Source organism: Mesorhizobium sp. WSM3626 (assembly GCF_000513935.1).
In the GTDB taxonomy this organism is placed as follows: domain Bacteria; phylum Pseudomonadota; class Alphaproteobacteria; order Rhizobiales; family Rhizobiaceae; genus Mesorhizobium; species Mesorhizobium salmacidum.
Genome location: NZ_AZUY01000039.1, coordinates 1 through 19,996, shown reverse-complemented (window position 1 = coordinate 19,996; position 19,996 = coordinate 1). Strand labels below are relative to the sequence as shown.

Here is a 19,996-nt window from a genome sequence, read left to right as displayed (position 1 = left end):
CATGTCGAAAGTCCAGCCCGCCGTTCAAGACCCCGATGCCCGGCGCCAATCGCATCTGTTCTATCTCTCCAGCCTGCGCCGGCCGCTGATCGACCGCGCCGAAGGCATCTACATGTGGACGCAGGATGGCCGCCGTTTCATCGACGGATCGAGCGGGCCGATGGTCGCCAATATCGGCCATTCCAACCGCAATGTGCTCGATGCGATGAAGCGGCAGATGGACCGCGCCACCTTCGCCTACCGGCTGCATTTCGAGAACGAGCCGGCGGAAGAACTGGCGCGAGAACTGGCTGGAAAATTGCCGGAAGGCATGGACCGCATCTTCTTCGTCTCCGGCGGCTCCGAGGCGACGGAATCCTGCATCAAGCTGGCACGGCAATGGGCTGTCGCCACCGGCCAGGCCAGCCGCTGGAAAGTGATCACCCGCTTTCCTTCCTATCATGGCGGCACGCTTGGTTCGCTTTCGATCACCGGCGACGATGCGCTGGCCGAGACTTTCACACCGATGATGCGGGTGATGCCGACCGTGCCGGCACCGACCGCCTGGCGCGACCGCGACAATCTCTCGATGGAGCAGCGTGGCGTCCGCTACGCCGAAATGCTGGAGGAAAAGATCCTCGCCGAAGGTCCCGAAAGCGTCGTCGCCTTCATCATGGAACCGATCGGCGGCGCCGCGACCGCGGCCCTGGTGGCGCCGGACAGCTATTACGCCCGCACACGCGAGATCTGCGACCGCTACGGAATCCTGCTGATCCATGACGAAGTGATGAGCGGTGCCGGCCGCACAGGGAAATTCCTCGGCGGCGACCACTGGAACTGCAGGCCTGATATCGTCGCGCTGTCGAAGGGGCTGGGTTCGGGCTATGCGCCGCTCGGCGCGCTGGCGGCGCCGATGCGACTGGTCGAGCCGCTGCTCGCGTCAGGCGGTTTCCAGCATGGCCACACCTATGCCGGCAATCCGCTGGCCTGCGCCGCCGGGCTTGCGGTGCTGGGCGAAATGGACCGGCTCGACCTGATCGCCAACGCTGCCGCCATGGGTGACGTGCTGATGGACGGGCTGAAGGGGCTGGTGAAGCGCTTCCCGTTCATCGCTGACGTGCGCGGCAAAGGCTTGCTCACTGGTGCCGAAATGGTCGCCGATCCCGATACGCTGAGGCCAATCGACCAAGGCAAGAGGGCGACGCAGCGGCTGCTCGACCTCGCCTATGAGCGCGGGCTGATCATCTATGGCCGCAAGGTCAAGGGCGGCGTCGACGGCGACAATTTCATGGTGGCGCCGCCGATGATCGTCACCAGCGAGCAGGTCGGCGAGATCATCTCCATCATCGGCGACTCGCTTGAAGTTCTGGCCTCCGAGCTAGACCTGCCGGTCGAAGGCCGGGGATAGAGCAAATGGCACCGCGTAAAGTCATCATCACCTGCGCCGTCACCGGTTCGGTGCACACGCCGTCGATGTCGCCCCATCTGCCGGTGACGCCGGACCAGATTGCCGCGGACGCCATCGCGGCGGCCGAGGCCGGCGCCTCGATCCTGCATCTGCATGCCCGCGACCCAAAAGACGGGCGGCCGACCGCCGATCCCGATGTGTTCATGCAGTTCCTGCCGCGCATCAAGCAGGCGACCGATGCGGTGATCAACATCACCACCGGCGGCTCCTCGCTAATGACGCTCGACCAGCGGTTGGCGGCGCCGCTTCGGGCCCAGCCCGAAATGTGCTCGCTCAATATGGGTTCGATGAATTTCGCGCTGTTCCCGATGCTCGACAAGCCAAGGGAATGGCAGCACGAATGGGAACCGAAGCTGCTCGAAGCCACGCGCGACACCATCTTCAAGAACACCTTCGCCGACATGGAAGGCGTGCTCGAGCGGCTGGGCAAAGGCTGCGGCACCCGCTTCGAATTCGAGTGCTACGATGTCGGCCACCTCTATTCACTGGCGCATTTCCGCGACCGGGGGCTGGTGTCGGGGCCGCTGTTCATCCAGTTCGTGCTCGGCATCCTGGGTGGCATCGGCGCCGACCCTGACAATCTCGTCCATATGAAGCGCATCGCCGACAAATTGTTCGGCGACAGCTACCAGTTCTCGGTGCTCGCCGCCGGCCGGAACCAGATGCCGCTGATCTCGATCGCAGCCGCGATGGGCGGCAATGTGCGCGTCGGGCTGGAAGACAGCCTCTATGATGGCCGCCAGCTGGCGAAATCCAACGCCGACCAGGTGCGCCGCATCCGTGGCATTCTTGACGGGCTTTCTCTGGAGATTGCCACACCTGCGGAGGCGCGGGACATGCTGGCGCTCAAGGGCGGTGACCGGGTGGCGTTTTGACGAGATGACAGCGCCTGTGATGAGTGCGATCCTCCTCCGCCCCGGCACCATCGATGATGTCGAAACCATCCACGCGGCGATCCTGAAACTCGGCACCCATATCGGTGCGCCCGAGGAAATCATCGCGACGGCGGACGATCTCAGAACCTGGGGCTTCGGCGAAAAGCCCGCCTTCTCGACCCTGGTCGCCGAAGTCGATGGCGAATTCGCCGGACTTTGCCTGCATTTCCCGATCTTCTCGACATGGATGGGCCGGCCTGGCGTCTATGTGCAGGACCTCTATGTCGAGGACCGGTTCCGTGGCCGCAAGATCGGCGAGCGCCTGCTGCGGCGCGTGGCGGCCGAGTGCCGCAACCATGGCGGGGTCTATCTCAGGTTGTCCGTTGATACCGACAATGAGGGCGCCAAGGCCTTTTACGAGAGGCTGGGCATTGCCTGGTCGAGTTACGAGCAGACGCAGAAAATCATCGGCGAGGCCTTTTTCGCCTTCGCCGACGCGCCGGAAAATGGGGAGCAGGAATGAAAGCCTTCTATGCGCAGGAGCAGAAGCGGCACGACCCCAAGGCCTTTCTTTCCAGCGGCGCGGCGCAGCCCAACCCGGAAAAACCGGAACGCGTCGAAAGATTGTTAGCCGGCGCAAAGTCCGCCGGCTGCACGATCGAGCGGCCGCGCGATCACGGCCTCGGCCCGGTCTCGGCGGTGCACACACCCGAATATCTCGACTTCCTCGAACATATTTTCGAACGCTGGCAGCGCATCGCTGGCGCATCGGCCGAGGTCATCCCCAACATCCACCCGATCGCCCGCAACGGCTCCTATCCGGCCTCCGCCGTCGGCCAGGCCGGATATCACATGGCCGACACCGCTTGCCCAATCTCAGGCGAGACATGGCAAAGTGCACTGTGGAGCGCCTGGAGCGCGGTCGAGGCGGCGGAAACGGTGACGGCAGGCGCTTCCGGCGCCTATGCATTGTGCCGCCCGCCCGGCCACCACGCCTTTGCCGATGTCGCCGGCGGATTCTGCTTCATCAACAACTCAGCCGTTGCGGCACAAATACTGCGCAAACAGGCGGCCCGCGTGGCGATCCTTGATGTCGACCTGCATCACGGCAACGGGACGCAAGGCATTTTTTATGCGCGACCTGATGTGCTGACGGTGTCGCTGCATGCCGATCCGGTGCGGTTCTACCCGTTCTTCTGGGGCCACGCCGACGAGCGCGGTGAAGGTCCGGGACTTGGCTACAATTTCAACCTGCCGCTGCCGCGGAAATCCGCGGATGCGGCGTTTCTGGAAGCGCTCGGCGTGGCGTTCCAGCGTATCCGCGCCTTCTCTCCCGATGCGCTGGTCGTGGCGCTCGGCCTCGACGCGTTCGAAGGCGATCCGTTCGGCGGGCTCTCGGTGACGACGCCGGGCTTTTCGCGCATCGGCGAGGCGATCGCCGGGCTTGGCCTGCCGACGGTCATCGTCCAGGAGGGCGGCTATCTCTGCGACGCGCTCGGCGACAATCTCACCGCCTTCCTCACCGGTTTTGGCGGCAAGGCGCGGTGACAATGCAAGTTCGCGTCAGGGGCGTTGCTGCCTGAGCATGGCAATCACCCGGTGAACGCTCTCAAGCGTCTCGTCGATTTCGGACGCCATATTGTAGTGCGCGATGCCGATGCGCACGACGCCCTGCTCGGCAGGAATGCCGAGCTGGTGGACGATTTCCCAGGCATAGTTGTGGCCCGACCACAGGAAGATGTTTTCGGCGTTCATCTGCCTCACGATCGTTTCGGGCACTATGCCGTCCACGGTGAAGGAGACAGTCGGCACACGATCGCCGAGCCGTTTCGGATCGGTGATGCCGTGGACGGACAGGCCTGAAATGTCGGACAGCCCATCGATCAGCCTTTGTGCCAGCGGGTTTTCATGGGCGATGGAGACTTCGAACGCCTTGGCAATCCTGCGCCTTCTCGACCCCTCCTCGCCGGCTGACGTGCCGAGTGCGGCAAAATAGTCGACCGCGGCCGTGAGCCCGGCCATCAGTTCGATCTGCGGCGTGCCGAGTTCGAAACGCTCTGGCAGTCCGTTCGAGGAACAGCGGCATTTATAGGCTTTCAAACCATCGATAACGTCGCGCCGGCCCCACAATATGCCCATATGCGGACCGAAGAATTTGTAGGCCGAGCAGATCAGAAAATCGCAGCCGAGCTCCTGCACGTCGATCAGGCCATGCGGTGCGAATTGCACGGCGTCGACATAGACCAGCGCTCCGGCGTTTTTTGCAAGTTGGGTCAAGGACTGGACCCTGTTGATCGAGCCTGTGAGATTGCTGGCGTAGTTCAACGCCACCAGCCGAGTCTTCCCGGACAACAGACTTGCCAGCGTCGCCTCCTCGATCTGCCAGGTCTTTTCGTCGAACGGCAGCCAGTGCACGACGAGGTCAAGGTCCTCGGCCAGTTGCAGCCAGGGCGACACATTGCCCTCATGATCCATGCGGGTGAGGATGATTTCGTCGCCGGGCTTCATCGTGCGGCCGAGCGTTCGCGACATATGATAGGTCAGCGTCGTCATGTTGGCGCCGATGACGATTTCCTGCGGGCTTGCCGCACCGAGGAAATCGGCCATCGCCTGATGCGCCTCGTCGACGACCTGCTGCGCCGCGATCGTCGTTTCAAAATAGCCGCCGAGATTGGCGTTGGTCGTCAAAAGGCAGCGCGAGACCGCGTCGGCCACGGCCTGCGGCACCTGCGTGCCGGCAGGATTGTCGAGATAGATGCGTCGCCGGTCCTTGTCGGTCAGCGAGAGAGCGGGGAATTTTCCACGCACGGCCTCGATCGAAAAGTCCACCATTGTCTTCCCCCGTTGCTGTTACTCGACAATTCCGCGCCCGGGATCGGTCACGGACAGGGATTGCCGACCCTCTGGTGAACGGTGTCCACCGCCTTCTGCATTTCTTCGGTCCAGACGACATCCACCGAGGACAGCGCCATTTCCAGTTGGGAAATGGTTGTCGCGCCGATGATGTTGGAGGTCACGAAGGGCCGGCTCGAAACATAGGCATTGGCAAACAGCGCCGGCTCCAGGCCGAAAGAGCGCGCCAGTTCATTGTATTCGAGTTGCGCTTCGGCGGCATTGGGCGTCTCATAACGCTGACCGCGATTGAACAGTTGCGAGCGCGAGCCCTGCGGGCGGGCGCCGTGATCGTATTTGCCGGTCAGATAACCCTGTGCAAGCGGCGAATAGGCAAGCAGCGACACCCCTTCGCGCTCGCAAATCTCGGCGAGGTTCACCTCGAAGGTGCGGTTGACGAGGTTGTAGGCGTTCTGGATCGAGGCGACGCGCGGACCGATCTCTTTGCCGGCCTCTGCGAGGAAGCGCATCACGCCCCACGAACTCTCGTTCGAAAGGCCGAAATGGCGGATTTTTCCTGCCTTCACCAGTTCCTCGAACACCGCGAGCGTCTCCGCGATCGGCGTTTCGCCGACTGGTGCGCAGACAGAATCGGCACGCCGCGCCACCGCCCCGATGCGCGTTGGGTTGGCACCCCAGGGGATGTCTCGTTCCGGCCAGTGGATTTGATAAAGGTCGAGGTAGTCCGTGCCGAGCTTGGCCAGCGACTTGTCGATGGCATCAAAGATATCGGCCCGCACCAATTGCGAGGGCCGGTCGCCGCGAAACCAGGCATTGGCCGTGCGGCCGACGACCTTTGAGGCAAGGATCACCTTGTCACGATTGCCCTTGGCCTTCATCCAGCTGCCAATGATCTTCTCGGTCCGCCCTTGCGTCTCCGCCTTGGGCGGGATCGGATAAAGTTCGGCGGTGTCGATGAAATTGACGCCACGCGAGAAGGCCAGGTCCATCTGGGCATGGCCCTCGGCCTCGGTGTTCTGCTGGCCCCAGGTCATCGAACCAAGGCAAATCTGGGTAACAAGAAGATCGGTCCGACCGAGACGGCGTTTGTGCATGGAATTCTGCTCCGGAGGGAAGGTATGCGCGGCTGCGCGGAGAGGAATTCGCATCTTATAGGAAAAGCGGAGGCGCTCTCCAAGCCTCACCGGGCCGACTTTTGCGTGAGCAGAGGCGGTTAGCGGCGTGCGGCGGCCACGCCGCGGCGCTTGGCCTCGTCGATCAGCATATTGGCGATCTGCATGCGGATCATGGCGCGCTGGCGCAAATGCGGGGCAACGCGGTCGGGATGATTGGCGAAAGCAAAGCTGCGGCGCATGCGACCGAAATCGGCAGCGTTCTTGGGCTGATCCAATCCCAGTTCGACCGCAATCGATTCAGGATCGATTGGCGGTAATTTTTCTTCCGGCTTCGGCTCTTCGCCAGCCAGGGCGAGCCTGGCCTGTTCAAGCAAGGCGGCAAATTCGCTGGCCAGATCGACACCAGCCTCGCGATATTCCGCGGCGGATACCTTGATGCGGCCGGAATGGAGTTCATCGGCGACCGAGAGATAGTCGAACGGGATGGATGGGCGCGCGCCGGTCTCCTCGCCCTCGCTGTCGTCGCCTTTGTCAGAGGCAACGAAGAGGTCGTCGAGCAACGAAGCGAAATCACGCTTGGCGCTGGTAGCGATGTCAGCCTCCCTTGCCTGACTGTCTGGATTACCGAGCATAGAACCGGCTCGTTAAAAATACATGCCGCCGGTCGCAACGAATTTTAGCCGTTGCGAGGATTGCTATCGACTGCACCTTCAATCAGCCCGACAATTCGCCAGGAGTGGCGAGGAAAACTGGCGATGGTGCCAGCTTCGAAGCCTACGACTGGCGCCGCGCAGAAGTTTCATCGGGGCCGCAAAAAAATAAAAAAAATCATCCGGGCATGGCAGGCATGCAAATGCTGCAATGCACAATCTTCACGATTCACCTATACTGTCTGGCGTGGAGGACCAATCAGGAGCCTGAAACATGGGTTTCTTCACGGAAATGTTCGCCCGGCCGCGCCCGCAGGAACATCAGAGATATCGCGCGGCGCTCGCGTTGCTTCATTCGATGAGCAACGCCGAGCGTGCCGACATCGGCGTCAAGCCCGCCGATTTCCCGCGCATCGCCCGCGAAATGTCCATCCGCTAAGCAGGTGCGAGATGTCCCGGATCGATCCAGGACATCTCAATTCCTCAACGCGATCCCAGGAACGTCGCCTTGCCAAGCGGCACGCCATTGTGGCGAAGGATGTCGTAGGCGGTGGTGAGGTGGAAATAGAAGTTGGGCATGGCCACATGCAGCAGATACTGCATGCCGCGCAATGTCGTTTCCCGGCCCGCCAGCTTCAACTCGATCATCCTGTCATCCGACCCGTCGATATCGGCTGCCGAAAAAGTCGCCAAATAGCCGACCGTCTTGGCGATCCTCGCTTCGAGTTCGGCAAAGCTTGCTTCATTGTCCTCGTATTTCGGCACTTCGCGGCCGGCCAGCCGTGAGGGCGCACCCTTGGCATGGTCGGTTGCGATCTGCACCTGCCGGCTCAGCGCGAACATGTCGGGCGCAAGCCGCGCCGTCAAAAACACCTGCGGGTCGATCTTGCGGTCAAGCGCATTCTGTTCGGCTGCCGCCAGCACACTGGAAAGTGCCTTCAGCCTGGCTGAAAACACGGGCACGGATGCCTCATACATCGATATCGTCACGTCAGATCTCCTGTCCGGCAGGAACGCCGGCGGGAGGACCTAGCGCCCTCAAGCCCGATTTTTCAAGCTGAAGCCGCACGGCGTCACCACGTCGCCGCAATCGCCATGGTAGAATCTTCGTTATCGAGCGGAGATTCCCGATGAGACGCGCCCTTCTCGCAGCGACTGCCCTTCTCTCCCTTGCCACGACAGGTCAGACGACATTGGCCGCCAGCGATACACCCGAAGCGCCTTACGTCGATGATCGGTCGAGCGCGGATGCGGTCGTCCGCTCTCTCTACAGCGCCATCAACCGGCATGAATTCGCGCGCGCCTGGGGCTACTACGGCGATACAAAGCCGGCAAAGGATTTCGATACATTCGTCAAGGGCTATGACGGCACCGACAGGGTGGAGGTCAGGACCGGTCCGATTTCGGACGAGGGCGCGGCGGGCAGCATCTATTACAACGTCCCGGTCGCCATCCAGGCAACCGACAAGAAGGGCGAAGCGAAGGTTTTCGCCGGCTGCTACACGCTGCGCCAAGTCAATGTCCAGATCCAGGCGCCACCCTTCCAGCCGATCTTCATCGACAAGGGTGCGCTGAAGCCCTCCACCGCCGGTCTCGACGAGGCGTTGCCGCCAAGCTGCGGCGACGGTCCGCCGCCGCCGAAGAAGGATACCGCGCTGGAACAGGCCAAGAAGACTTTCCTCGCGACCTATGGCGACCAGTGCGACAAGGATCTTTTGGCCAATGAGCCGGAGGTCTTTTCGATCAAATACAAGGACAAGAATGCTCAGCCGGGCGACCCGGACAAGGAAACCCGCCTGTTCCACTTCTCCTGCTCGGCCGCCGCCTACAATGAAAGCTCGGTCTACTACATGACCGACGAGGTGGACGGTGTCAGGCAATTGCAGTTCGCCGAGCCTCAGACCGATATACGCTACGAGAATAATGACAGCGAAGGCAAGCTGTTGAGTGTAACGGTAATCGGCTTCCAGACCACAGGATGGGCGGTCAATTCCGACTATGACCAGGACGCCCACACGATCACCACGTTCAACAAATGGCGCGGCGTCGGCGATGCTTCGGATGCCGGGACGTATCTGTTCCGGAACGGCGATTTTTCGCTGGTTCAGTATGACGTCGACGCGTCCTATGACGGCGAGGAGAATCCGCAGACCATTGTCGACTACAACACCGCGCCTTAGAGCGGTCCACACACATTGGCCCTTACGGCGCCTTCGACAGCATCCAGTTGAGCGTGCCGCGCCAGTCGACCATGCGGATCGGCGTGCCGTGGGTACCGGTTTCGAAGCGGACGAAGCGGGTCGGATAGGTTTTTGATTTCGCAAGGATAGAGCGGAAGAACGCTTCCTGGCTGGCCACGGGAAAGACCACGTCATGGCTGCCCTGACCGAAGAACACTGGCACGCGACGCTTGAAGGCGGGACTTGCGAGAAAGCCCTCGTCCCACAGCGATCCGAGCAGCAGCATTCCATTCACGCGGCCGCCAGTATCCTTGCGCGCGGCAAGCTTCCAGCACAGCGCTCCACCCATCGAGCCGCAGGCGATGAAGATTTTCGCGCCCGGGGACCGTTCGGCATAGTGATCGATCAGGGCCGCGACCAGTGCTGCGCCCTTGTCGCCGAAATCAGGAAAATCCGGAGAGATATAGAGCCCGCCATTGCCGGCCATCAGGTTCTTGAGGCGGTTGAAATTGCCGCCGAAGGTGAAGTCGTCGATGCCTTGCTTGCGGCTGCCGCCCTGCCCGTGCAGATAGAGCACGATGACGGCGGCCCCTTGCGTCTTGCCGACGGCGACATGCCTGACATCGCCGGCGTCCGTCTTCAGCATCAAATCCTGCTGCACCTTGCGCACGCCGGTGTCGGTGTACTGGGCATGCACGCGCTTTTCCGGCACCTCGTCGCGCTGGTTGATGTCGCGCATCTCACGGTAATCGATGACCGTGTAGGCGCCGTTGCTGTCGGATGAGAGCGTCGCCGGATAGGCGAAGACATCGTCCTTGAAGGGTTTTAGCGTGAGAGCATCAGCGTGGGCAGCGATCGGAAATATGATTGCAGCCAGAAAGGCCAGGAAAGCGCGAGATAAGCGGCGGCGAAGCAAGATGGGGAATGCCATATAGAAGGCATGCGGAATACAGGCCGGGTTTGTCAATCCTGCAGCACGCCGCCTGCGCTTTCCAGCGCCTCTCGGGTGTCGACATCGACGGATGCGCCCTCGCCGATCTCGACATCGATGACATCGAGCCCCTCGGCCTCGACCAGATGGCGTGCGCCGGTGTCGCCTTCGAGATGGGCGAGGGCCGCGAACAGCGAACGCGGCAGGAGCACCGGATTGCCGCGTTTGCCTTGATGAGAGGCGCGGACCACTGAGTTGCCGCCGGCCCGGCGGAAGGCATCGATGAGCCTGTCAAGGTCGTCGGATGCGACACCCGGCATGTCTCCCAGAACGATCATGGCACCGGCGACGTCTTGCGGCAGATAGGCAATTCCGGCCTTCAGCGAGGTCGACAGGCCATCGGCAAAGTCGGGGTTGTCGGCGAAGATGACGTCGAGGCCCGACAATGCCGCGCGTACCCGCTCGCGCTGATGGCCGGTGACGACAATCGTGCCTGAAGCCTTCGAGGCGAGCGCGCGTTCGGTGGTGCGGCGCACCAGCGGTTGACCGTCGAACAGCGCCATCAGCTTGTTCGGTCCGCCCATGCGGCTCGACCGGCCCGCCGCCAGAAGCACGATCCCGACCTTGAGCCGGTTTTTGGCCGGCAGCAGCTCGCGCGGCTGCGGTCGCGTCGGTATCTCCATCAGCAGGCCGCCGACACCCATGCCGGCGATGTCGCGCGCGGTGACATCGAGGCCTGCAATCAACCGGTCGAGCACCCAGTCGAAGCCGTTTTCCTTGGGGCTGCGGGCGCAGCCAGGCGCGCCGATGACGCGCTTGCCGCCGAGCGTGCCGAGCACCAGCAGATTGCCGGGATCGACAGGCATGCCCGCGCGAACAACAATCCCCCCGGCCCTCTCGATCGCCGCCGGAACGACGTCGGCGAAATCGCTCATGGCTGAAGCCCCGAAGATCACCACCATGTCGTTGTCGCGCGCAAGCGCGATGGCGGCCTCGGCGACAGGGCCGATCTCATGCGGCGTGCGGCGCTCCGCCGTCAGCCTGCCGCCCGAGCGCGCCAGCCGGGCTTCGGTGACGCGCAACGTCTTGTCGAGCACAGTTGGTTTGATCCCCGGCAGCACCGTCTGAATGACACCGACACGCACCGGCTGATAGGCGTTGACGGCAAAAATTTCGACGCCGGCGCAGATTTTCATCACGGCGTCGACCAGTGTGGAAGGGACTGCGAAGGGAATGATCTTCACCGTCGCGACCATCTGGCCCTTTTCGACCGGCGCATGCCGGGCCAGCGTGGCGATGGTGATGGTGGGATCGACGGCATTGATGGCGTCGATGACAGCGGCGTTGACCGTGAAGATACCAGCCGCCTTGGCGTGGAGATTGACCCGACCGGTGGCGGCGGGCTTCGCCTCGATGCCGCCAAAGGTCATGCTCTGCGCAATTCTTTGAGCCGCGGCGTCCTCGCCGAGATCGTCAGGAGCCAGCACGGCCGCGACAACCTGCAGGATACCCGCCCCTTCGAGTATGGAGACATCTTCGGCGCTCAGCCTGTGCGCCTTGCGAAACCGTTTTTCGCCGGCGGTGGTAGCATGCGCCAGCACCGCCCCCTCGGCGGCCTCGATCGGTATCGGACCAAATTTCACGCCGCCGCGCCCTTCACATCGAGACCGCGCGAGCGGAAGGCAAGGATGGTCTGCGCGAGAATGGCGACGGCGATCTCGGCGGGGGTTGCCGCCCCGATGTCCAGCCCGATCGGCGCGTGGATACGCGCGATCTGGTCGGCACTCGCGCCCAGCGCCAGCAGGCGCTCGACGCGCTTGGCATGCGTCTTGCGGCTGCCCAGCGCCCCGACATAGAAGCAGTTGGCGTCGAGTGCCGCCTTCAGCGCGAAATCATCGATCTTCGGGTCATGGGTGACGGCGGCGAGCGCGGTGTAACTGTCGAGCGGCTGGCGCTCCAGCACATCCTGCGGCCAGTCGGGATGCAAGGCGACATCGGGAAAACGGTCTGATGTGGCGAAGGCGGTCCGCGGATCGATGATCTCCAGGGGATAGCCAGCGATCCGGGCCATCGGCGCGAGCGCCTGGCTGATATGGACGGCGCCGATCACCACCATGCGCGGCTGCGGCAGATGCGCATTGAGAAAAAATGTCCGACCTTCCGCCTCGACGGAGCCGGAATTGCCGGAGCGAAACGCCTTGGCGATCGCCGCTCCGAGATCGCCGGCGACCTGATCACCCTCCCGCACGATACGATCGCGACCGTCACCGAGATCGGTGACGAGGATCGCCGCGCGGCGGGCGCGTCGTTCGGCATTGAGCGTCTTCAGCGCGTAGGGATCCATCCGAGTTCAGCCCAAGCGCTCAACATAAACCTTGATACGGCCGCCACAGGACAGGCCCACCTGCCAGGCCGTCTCATCGGCGACACCGAACTCCAGCATCCTGGCCTTGCCGGAGCCGATGACGTCGACCGCCTCGGTCACGACGGCGCCCTCGACGCACCCACCCGAAACGGACCCGTGGAAATTGCCACCGGCATCGATGACAAGGTGGCTGCCGACCGGGCGTGGCGCCGAACCCCAGGTCTCGACCACGGTCGCGATAGCCACATCCTTGCCGTCCTTCATCCAGGTTTCCGCGATGATCAGCGGGTCGCGGGCCTCATCGAGATAAATGCTGTCGCTCATCGTTGCTTCTCTCAGGGTCTGTTTTTCCAGGGAACCAGGAAACATATGGCTATGCGGCGTGCCTCGCGCCAGCACCCATCCAGCGCCGCGGATCGACCGAAAGCGCCGATTTCTTGTCGAGCGAGGCGCAGAGATCGGCGAGCGCTTCGAGATTGTGCACGGAGCGGAATTCGTCGACATGCGGCAGCATCGCCTTGACGCCTCGGGCGCGCGCTTGGAAACCATCGAAGCGCAGCAACGGATTGAGCCATATCAGCCGCCGGCAGGATTTGTGCAGCCGCTCCATCTCTTCCGACAAGCCCATGACGTCGTCGCGCTCCAGCCCGTCGGTGATCAAAAGCACCACCGCGCCCTGTCCCAGCACGCGCCGTGACCATACAAGGTTGAACTCGGCCAGCGTATCGCCGATGCGCGTGCCGCCCGACCAGTCCTTGACCGCCGCCGAGCAATCGGCAAGGGCGGCATCGGGATCGCGGTGGCGCATCTGCCGGGTCAAATTGGTCAGCCGCGTGCCGAAGACGAAAGTGTGCACGTGCCGGCGCTTTTCCGTCAGCGCATGCAGGAAATGCAGGAAGATGCGCGTGTACTGGCTCATCGAACCGGAAATGTCGGCCAGTACCACCAGCGGCGGGTGGGTTTCGCGGACCGAGCGGAATTTCGGCAGGATCAGTTCACCGCCGGTGCGCGCCGCCGAGCGCATCATGGCACGTGGATCGATGCGGCGGCCGTGCGCATCGGCCTTGAAGCGCCTGGTCCGCACCATGTCGAAAGGCAATCGCAGCTCGGTGATAGCCTTCCTGGCGTCCGCCATCTCGGCGGCATTCATCTGCGCGAAATCCTTGCCCCGCAACACCTCGTTGCCGGAAAAGGTGAAGCGGGCGTCGACTTCGATCTCAGGGACTTCCTGCGGCGTCTGGTTCTTCTGATGACCCTCGAACATCGCCTGGCTGACGCGGTTTTCGGCCGCGCGCGGCTTCTGCTTCTGCCTGACGTCAGGGGCCACCGGCGAAAACATCGCCAGCAGCTTCTCGATCAGTTCGCGCGATTTCCAGAACAGCCTGAAGGCTTCGTCGAAGGTGGCATGATCCTCATGGCGCGAGACCAGCACGGCGTGCAGCGTCCAGTAAAAATCATCGCGCGAGCCGATGCCGGCGACGAGCACCGCCTCGATCGCGTCCTTGACCGAGGCCGGCCCGACCCGCATGCCGGCCTTGCGCAAGGTGCGGGCGAAATAGACGATATTGTCGGCGATCCGCCCGTCCTCGGTCGCCTCTCTGGGGTCGGGACGCGAAGCCTTCATTCCCCTACTCCGCCGCCGCAAGCTCGGCCTTGACCTCGTCGAGGATGCGCCGGCCCTCACCCGCACCGATGCGGGCAATGTCGTCCTGGTATTTCAGCAGCACGCCGATCGTGTCGGACACGGTCTCCGGATCGAGCGCCACCTTGTCGAGTTCGGTCAGTGCACCGGCCCAGTCTATGGTTTCGGCGACGCCAGGTACCTTGAACAGCTCGAGCTGGCGCAGCTTCTGGATGAAGGAGACCACTTCGGCCGAAAGCCGCTGGTTGGCCCGAGGCACCTTGCGGCGCACGATCTCCAGCTCGCGTTCCGCATTGGGATAGTCGACCCAGTGATAGAGGCAGCGCCGCTTCAGAGCGTCGTGGATCTCGCGCGTGCGATTGGTGGTGATGATGACGATCGGCGGCTCTTCCGCCTTGATCGTGCCCAGCTCAGGCACCGTCACCTGGAAGTCGGAGAGGATCTCGAGCAGGAAGGCCTCGAACGCTTCGTCGGTGCGGTCGAGCTCGTCGATCAGGAAGACCGGGGCGGCGCCCGTCTTGCCGGTCAGCGCATCGAGCACCGGCCGGCGGATCAGGTATTTTTCCGAGAAGACGTTCCGCTCCATGGCGGAGCGCTCGACCTTGCCGGCAGCCTCCTCCATGCGGATCTCGATCATCTGCGCGGCGTAGTTCCACTCATAGACGGCCGAGGAGACGTCGAGCCCCTCATAGCACTGCAGTCGGATCAGCCGGCGGCCAAGCGCCTCGGCCAACACCTTGGCGATCTCGGTCTTGCCGACGCCGGCCTCCCCCTCGAGGAAAAGCGGCCGTTTCATGCGCAGCGACAGGAAAAGTACCGTTGCCAGCGACCGGTCCGCGACATAGTCCGCGCCGGTCAGGAGATCGAGCGTCTCATCGATCGTCCGCGGCACGGGGCGCGGTTTCAAGTCGCTCATTCTTTCTCCGTGGGTGCGACCGCCCCACTTTGCAGGACGTGGTAGCCGCGCGCGTGGTAGATCAGCGGCCGCAAATTATCGCCCATGCGAAGGCCTGTCACCTTGCCAAAAAGCACACGATGGGTGGCCAGGTCCTTGGTGTCGATCAACTCGCAATCGAAAACGGCGAGCGCGCCTTTCAGCGTCGGCGCGCCGGTGGAAATCACGTCCCACTCGCCAAGCGCGAAACGCTCTTCGACCGGCAACCCAGTCATACCGGAGAATCCAATCGACAGCGGCTCCTGGTGCGAAGCCAGCGTGTTCAAGGCAAACCTGCCGTTCTTCACGAACGGCTCGTTTTTGGGGTTTTCACGGTTGAGGCAGACCAGGATGGTCGGCGGCGTGTCCGACACGGAACAAGCCGCGATCACCGTCGCGCCACGCTTGCCGGCGGGTCCGTCGGTGGTCACCACATGAACGTGACCGGCAAAATGGCTCATCGCGTCGCGATAGGCCTGCGGTCCAATATCGTTTATCTTCAGCACTGGAGATTTCCACAGCCAAAACCTGAACTGTTATATATGGCCAGACATCACATGCCACAAGCGAAGTGCTTGGCCCATATCCGGAATTCGCGTGTTGCACCAAGGCCGGACAGCCTTTAGGTCTTGGCGGGAATTGGCGCCCGCGCGCACGGGCTTGGAGGGACGGTTCGGCAGGATGCGATCCGGGGGAACGATATCCATCGCACTGGCCTGGCTGTTGCTGACCGGTGCCGCTGGCGCCCAGACGCTCACGATCGGCGTCGCCGCGCCCCTGTCGGGACCATCGGCCATCCTCGGCAAGCAGATCGAGGCCGGCGCCCGGCTGGCGGCAGAGGCAAACGGCATCCAGTTCAAGACCGTGGATGACGCCTGCACCGGCAACGGCGGCGCCGCGGCGGCCAGCGAGTTCGTGGCAGCCAAGGTCAATGTCGTGATCGGCTTCCTCTGCACGGAGGCTATCGAAGCGGCGATGCCTGTCCTGAAGGACGCCAACATCCCGGTCATCACCATCGGCGTGCGAACCGAAAGCCTGACCGACCGCCGCGCCGAGACCGGCTGGCCGGTATATCGCTTGGGACCACGCGGCGACGATGAGCGCAACGCTGTCGCCTCTAACCTCACCCGGCTGTGGCGTGACGAACTGTTCGCCATCATCGATGACGGCACCATCTATGGCCGCGAGATCGCCGAGACGTTTCGCGCGGCGGCCGAGCAGGCAGCGCTGAAACCGGTCTTCGTCGACACGTTCCGGCCGCAGCTCGACAACCAGATCGGCCTGGTGGGGCGGCTGAAAAAGGCCGGCGCCACGCATGTTTTTGCCGGCGGCGACGGCGACGACATCGCCATCATGGGGCGCGATGCCGCCCAGCTCCAGACGGGCATCGTCCTTGCCGGCGGCGAAAACCTGCGCACGCCGCCCGGCGACGTGCCTTATGCAACGGGCACCCTGATGATCGCGCCGCCCGAATGGGCCGATGTCGCGGACCCTAAAGTGCTGGAGAGCTTTTCCGCGCAAAAGATCGTGCCGGATGGCTACACCTTGCCGGCCTATGCGGCGGTCGAGATCGCCAAGGCGGCGACGGCGGACGCCGCAAAGTCCGGCAAACCACTGACCGATGCGCTCACCGGGCATGATTTCACCACGGCGATCGGGCCAGTCCGCTTCGACGCCAAGGGCGACCTCAACCAGAGCCCCTACCGTGTCTTCCGCTTCGACGGCACCCGCTTCGTGCCCTTGGAAAACAACTGATGTTCCGCACCGGTCCGCGCAATCTCATATCAGACGTTGCCGGCCTGCGCGTCGGCAATGCTTCCGATGCCAGGCTTAAGTCCGGCGTGACGACCGTCCTTTGCGACGAGCCGGCGGTGGCGGGTGTGCAAATCCTTGGCGGCGCGCCTGGGACCCGCGAGACGGATCTGCTGGAACCGCACAATTCCGTGGAGACAATCCATGCCGTCGTGCTGTCGGGCGGCTCGGCTTTCGGCCTCGATGCGGCATCGGGCGTGCAGGCCGCGCTGCGCGAACGCGGCATCGGCTTCGAGGTGGGCGGCTTCCGGGTGCCGATCGTGCCGGCGGCGATCCTGTTCGACCTGCGCAATGGCGGCGACAAGGACTGGGGCCGCTATCCGCCCTATCGCGACCTCGGCTATGAGTCGGTACAGGCAGCCGCCGTCGATTTCCAACTTGGCACGGCCGGCGCCGGTACCGGTGCACTGACGTCGGGGCTAAAGGGTGGCCTGGGTTCCGCCTCGACGTTGCTGGACAATGGCGTCACCATCGGCGCGCTGGCCGCCGTCAACCCAACCGGATCGGTCACCGTCGGCCGCACCCGCTATTTCTGGGCGGCGCCCTTCGAAATCGGCGATGAATTCGGCGGGCTCGGTTATCCCTCGCCCATGCCCGAAGACGCAAAGCGGATCTTGCTGAAATACCGCGACAAGGATCACGGGCGGCAGATGGAAAGCGGCGGCAACACGACCATCGCCATCATCGCGACAGACGCGGTCCTCACCAAGGCCGCCGCGAAACGCCTGGCGATTTCGGCGCATGACGGCTTCGTGCGCGCCATCTGGCCAACGCACACGCCGGCCGACGGCGACCTGGTGTTCGCGCTGGCCACCGGCAAGAGCGGGGTCGAACTGACCGCCGACGCAACGGTCGACCTCTATGCCGCGGCCGGCGCCACCATGGCGCGCGCCATCAGCCGTGGCGTGTTTGCCGCGACGCCGGCTGATGGCGACCTGTTTCCCGTGTGGTCGTCACGCCTGGGCTAAAGCCATCGATCAAACCGGATCGGATTTTTCTTCCTCGAATGTCACGGCGACATCGGAATTCGCGGACAACCACACCTTCTTGCCATCGACCTCGGCAACCAGGGCCAGGGAAATATAATGGTGATGACCCTTGTGGGCGCCCTCGCCGCTGTCGGCCTTGGTCAGCTTGATGCGCTGGCCATCGACCTTGTCGACGGTGCCGATATGCACGCCATCGGCGCCGACGACTTCCATGTGCTCACGAATTTTGCTGGTGTCGGTCATGTCAGGTTCTCCATTGGGGTGGTTGCCATTGGAATTGCCGACAATAACAAATGACGAGCGGATTGGATGCATCGGCTTTGGCCCGCACGACGTTTTGATTGGGCAATCAACCGCGTCCAATCTCCTCTCAGGTCCATGCGTTCGCCTTCACTCGCCTGTGGAATCCGGCACTATTTCCGCTTGACCAGCCTCTGGTTTGCGCGGCAGCAACGTTGAGCATTTTGCCCGCCTCTGTTAGGACGCGACCAACGCAACGCGAAGCTGGAAATCGATCCATATGATCCCTCGCTACTCCCGGCCGGAAATGGTCGCCATCTGGTCGCCCGAAACCCGGTTTCGCATCTGGTTCGAAATCGAGGCTCATGCCTGCGACGCGCTGGCTGAACTGGGCGTCATCCCCAAGGAAGCGGCCAAAACCATCTGGGAAAAGGGAAGCGCGGCGGAATTCAACATCGAGAAGATCGACGCCATCGAGCGCGTCACCAAGCATGATGTCATCGCCTTCCTCACCCATCTTGCCGAATTCGTCGGGCCCGACGCGCGCTTCATCCATCAGGGCATGACGTCCTCGGACGTGCTCGACACCTGCTTTGCGGTGCAACTCACCCGTGCCAGCGACATCCTGCTGGCCGACATCGATACGTTGCTTGCCGCGCTCAAGCGTCGCGCCTTCGAGCACAAGGACACCGTCACCATCGGCCGCAGCCACGGCATCCATGCCGAGCCGACCACCTTCGGCATCAAGCTCGCGCAGGCCTACGCCGAATTCTCGCGCTGCCGCGATCGGCTGGTGCACGCGCGCGAAGACATTGCCACCTGTGCGATTTCAGGGGCGGTCGGCACCTTCGCCAACATCGAGCCCTATGTCGAGGAACATGTGGCCCAAAAGCTGGGACTGAAGCCGGAGCCGGTGTCGACGCAAGTGATCCCGCGCGACCGCCACGCCATGTTCTTCGCCACGCTCGGCGTCATCGCCTCGTCCATCGAGCGGCTGGCGATCGAGGTCCGGCATCTGCAACGCACCGAAGTGCTGGAAGCGGAAGAGTATTTTTCGCCGGGCCAGAAAGGCTCGTCGGCGATGCCGCACAAGCGCAATCCGGTGCTGACCGAAAATCTCACCGGCCTTGCCCGCATGGTGCGCTCCATGGCGTTGCCGGCGATGGAGAACGTGGCGCTCTGGCACGAACGCGACATCTCGCACTCCTCGGTCGAGCGCATGATCGGCCCGGACGCCACCGTGACGCTCGATTTCGCGCTGTCACGCCTGACCAGCGTCGTCGACAAGCTTGTCGTCTATCCCGAGAACATGCTGAACAACATGAACAAGTTCCGCGGCTTGGTGCATTCCCAGCGCGTGATGCTGGCGCTGACGCAGGCTGGCCTCTCGCGCGAGGACTCCTACCGGCTGGTGCAGCGCAACGCCATGAAAGTGTGGGAACAAGGCGCCGATTTCCTTGAGGAACTTCTGGCCGACAAGGAAGTGACCGCAGCGCTGCCGGAGGCGCAAATCCGCGAGAAATTCGACCTGGGCTACCACACCAAGCACGTCGACACGATTTTCAAGCGGGTGTTCGGAGAGGCGTGAAGCGGATCTGGTGAAACGCAGGCGCCAAGCTGGAACACCCCTCATCCGTCTTGGCGCTACGCGCCAATCCACCTTCTCCCACAAGGGGCTTGTTGCGCAATTCTGGCATTGTGATTCACTTCGATTATTGCTCGGAGGGATTTGCGATGGCGGTGAAGCGGACGGGACAGATGAGCTTTGTCGAGGCGTTCCTTGGGAACAAGGCGGTTGGCTCGTCGGGAATCCTGGGTCGGATCGAGTCGCTGGTGAAGTGGTACCGTTTCGAGAAGCTGCTTGGCGGGCTCAATCATGGTGGTCCGGGCCATCCCGGCTGGCCAGCGCTGGTTCTCTTCAAGGCCCTGCTCTTGCAGTCGCTTTACGGGCTGTCGGACCGCG

Annotated in this window: 21 protein-coding genes and 1 pseudogene; 10 read left to right on the top strand and 12 right to left on the bottom strand. The window is 63.1% G+C overall.

All coding sequences use genetic code 11. The features are described from left to right. Nucleotide 1 precedes the first annotated feature (1 nt). From M653_RS0123070 to M653_RS0123055, 4 genes are read left to right on the top strand one after another with little or no spacing between them, the layout of a single operon-like run. The gene (locus M653_RS0123070) at nt 2-1,387 is read left to right on the top strand and encodes an aspartate aminotransferase family protein (protein ID WP_027145468.1); all 1,386 of its coding nucleotides are present in this window, start codon (nt 2-4) and stop codon (nt 1,385-1,387) included. Between the two features lie 5 nt (nt 1,388-1,392). Beyond that, entirely contained in the window at nt 1,393-2,322 is a 930-nt protein-coding gene (locus tag M653_RS0123065; RefSeq protein ID WP_027145467.1) for a 3-keto-5-aminohexanoate cleavage protein, read from the top strand. A 19-nt stretch (nt 2,323-2,341) separates the two neighbouring features. After that, entirely contained in the window at nt 2,342-2,845 is a 504-nt protein-coding gene (locus M653_RS0123060; RefSeq protein ID WP_084636819.1) for a GNAT family N-acetyltransferase, read from the top strand. After that, entirely contained in the window at nt 2,842-3,870 is a 1,029-nt protein-coding gene (locus M653_RS0123055) for a histone deacetylase family protein (protein ID WP_027145465.1), read from the top strand. The genes M653_RS0123060 and M653_RS0123055 overlap by 4 nt, the downstream gene beginning before the upstream one ends. 15 nt (nt 3,871-3,885) lie before the next feature. On the opposite strand, the gene M653_RS0123050 is transcribed toward M653_RS0123055, so the two are convergent. The 3 genes from M653_RS0123050 to M653_RS0123040 form a co-directional block, all read right to left on the bottom strand. After that, nucleotides 3,886-5,154, bottom strand: coding sequence for a cysteine desulfurase-like protein (locus M653_RS0123050; RefSeq protein ID WP_032935873.1), 1,269 nt, complete (start codon nt 5,152-5,154; stop codon nt 3,886-3,888). A gap of 47 nt (nt 5,155-5,201) precedes the next feature. Next, nucleotides 5,202-6,269: an aldo/keto reductase gene (locus M653_RS0123045; RefSeq protein WP_027145463.1), complete on the bottom strand. Its 1,068-nt coding sequence runs from the start codon at nt 6,267-6,269 to the stop codon at nt 5,202-5,204. Nucleotides 6,270-6,388: 119 nt separating this feature from the next. Beyond that, entirely contained in the window at nt 6,389-6,922 is a 534-nt protein-coding gene (locus M653_RS0123040) for a hypothetical protein (RefSeq protein ID WP_245262279.1), read from the bottom strand. A gap of 292 nt (nt 6,923-7,214) precedes the next feature. Between M653_RS0123040 and M653_RS1000000135930 the strand changes: the two genes are divergently transcribed. Then, nucleotides 7,215-7,379, top strand: coding sequence for a hypothetical protein (locus tag M653_RS1000000135930; protein ID WP_084636818.1), 165 nt, complete (start codon nt 7,215-7,217; stop codon nt 7,377-7,379). Between the two features lie 44 nt (nt 7,380-7,423). On the opposite strand, the gene M653_RS0123030 is transcribed toward M653_RS1000000135930, so the two are convergent. Continuing rightward, the gene (locus M653_RS0123030) at nt 7,424-7,930 is read right to left on the bottom strand and encodes a DUF1993 family protein (RefSeq protein ID WP_027145461.1); all 507 of its coding nucleotides are present in this window, start codon (nt 7,928-7,930) and stop codon (nt 7,424-7,426) included. Nucleotides 7,931-8,070: 140 nt separating this feature from the next. On the opposite strand from M653_RS0123030, the gene M653_RS0123025 reads away from it, so the two are divergent. Beyond that, nucleotides 8,071-9,120 carry a DUF1176 domain-containing protein gene (locus M653_RS0123025; RefSeq protein WP_027145460.1) on the top strand — a complete coding sequence of 350 codons (1,050 nt, stop codon included), beginning with the start codon at nt 8,071-8,073 and terminating at the stop codon, nt 9,118-9,120. Between the two features lie 22 nt (nt 9,121-9,142). On the opposite strand, the gene M653_RS0123020 is transcribed toward M653_RS0123025, so the two are convergent. The 7 genes from M653_RS0123020 to M653_RS0122990 are packed head-to-tail and all read right to left on the bottom strand — an operon-like array spanning nt 9,143 to nt 15,498. Continuing rightward, a complete protein-coding gene (locus M653_RS0123020) occupies nt 9,143-10,051 on the bottom strand; it encodes a phospholipase (RefSeq protein WP_084636817.1) in 909 nt (302 codons plus the stop codon). Between the two features lie 32 nt (nt 10,052-10,083). Then, a complete protein-coding gene (locus M653_RS0123015) occupies nt 10,084-11,694 on the bottom strand; it encodes a molybdopterin-binding/glycosyltransferase family 2 protein (protein ID WP_027145458.1) in 1,611 nt (536 codons plus the stop codon). Next, entirely contained in the window at nt 11,691-12,395 is a 705-nt protein-coding gene (locus M653_RS0123010) for an XdhC family protein (protein WP_027145457.1), read from the bottom strand. The genes M653_RS0123015 and M653_RS0123010 overlap by 4 nt, the downstream gene beginning before the upstream one ends. Before the next feature lie 6 nt (nt 12,396-12,401). Next, nucleotides 12,402-12,740, bottom strand: a complete 339-nt coding sequence (locus tag M653_RS0123005; protein ID WP_027145456.1) for an XdhC family protein — start codon at nt 12,738-12,740, stop codon at nt 12,402-12,404. 49 nt (nt 12,741-12,789) lie between these two features. Continuing rightward, nucleotides 12,790-14,040, bottom strand: coding sequence for a VWA domain-containing protein (locus tag M653_RS0123000; RefSeq protein WP_027145455.1), 1,251 nt, complete (start codon nt 14,038-14,040; stop codon nt 12,790-12,792). A 4-nt stretch (nt 14,041-14,044) separates the two neighbouring features. After that, nucleotides 14,045-14,974, bottom strand: a complete 930-nt coding sequence (locus M653_RS0122995; protein ID WP_027145454.1) for a MoxR family ATPase — start codon at nt 14,972-14,974, stop codon at nt 14,045-14,047. After that, the gene (locus tag M653_RS0122990; RefSeq protein ID WP_027145453.1) at nt 14,971-15,498 is read right to left on the bottom strand and encodes a flavin reductase; all 528 of its coding nucleotides are present in this window, start codon (nt 15,496-15,498) and stop codon (nt 14,971-14,973) included. Before M653_RS0122990 ends, M653_RS0122995 begins: the two co-directional genes overlap by 4 nt. A gap of 175 nt (nt 15,499-15,673) precedes the next feature. Here M653_RS0122990 and M653_RS0122985 point away from each other — a divergent pair, with 175 nt between their 5' ends. Beyond that, a complete protein-coding gene (locus tag M653_RS0122985; RefSeq protein WP_027145452.1) occupies nt 15,674-16,747 on the top strand; it encodes an ABC transporter substrate-binding protein in 1,074 nt (357 codons plus the stop codon). After that, nucleotides 16,747-17,772, top strand: a complete 1,026-nt coding sequence (locus M653_RS0122980) for a P1 family peptidase (RefSeq protein ID WP_027145451.1) — start codon at nt 16,747-16,749, stop codon at nt 17,770-17,772. Before M653_RS0122985 ends, M653_RS0122980 begins: the two co-directional genes overlap by 1 nt. A 9-nt stretch (nt 17,773-17,781) precedes the next feature. Here the strand turns inward: M653_RS0122980 and M653_RS0122975 are convergent, their stop codons facing one another. Next, nucleotides 17,782-18,036: a DUF2171 domain-containing protein gene (locus tag M653_RS0122975; protein WP_023773164.1), complete on the bottom strand. Its 255-nt coding sequence runs from the start codon at nt 18,034-18,036 to the stop codon at nt 17,782-17,784. Between the two features lie 277 nt (nt 18,037-18,313). Between M653_RS0122975 and purB the strand changes: the two genes are divergently transcribed. Both purB and M653_RS0122965 read left to right on the top strand, forming a co-directional pair. Further along, nucleotides 18,314-19,621 (top strand): adenylosuccinate lyase, encoded by a 1,308-nt coding sequence (gene purB, locus M653_RS0122970; RefSeq protein ID WP_027145450.1) that lies wholly within the window; start codon nt 18,314-18,316, stop codon nt 19,619-19,621. A gap of 146 nt (nt 19,622-19,767) precedes the next feature. Further along, nucleotides 19,768-19,996, top strand: a pseudogene (locus tag M653_RS0122965) (IS5/IS1182 family transposase); the annotation flags it as partial.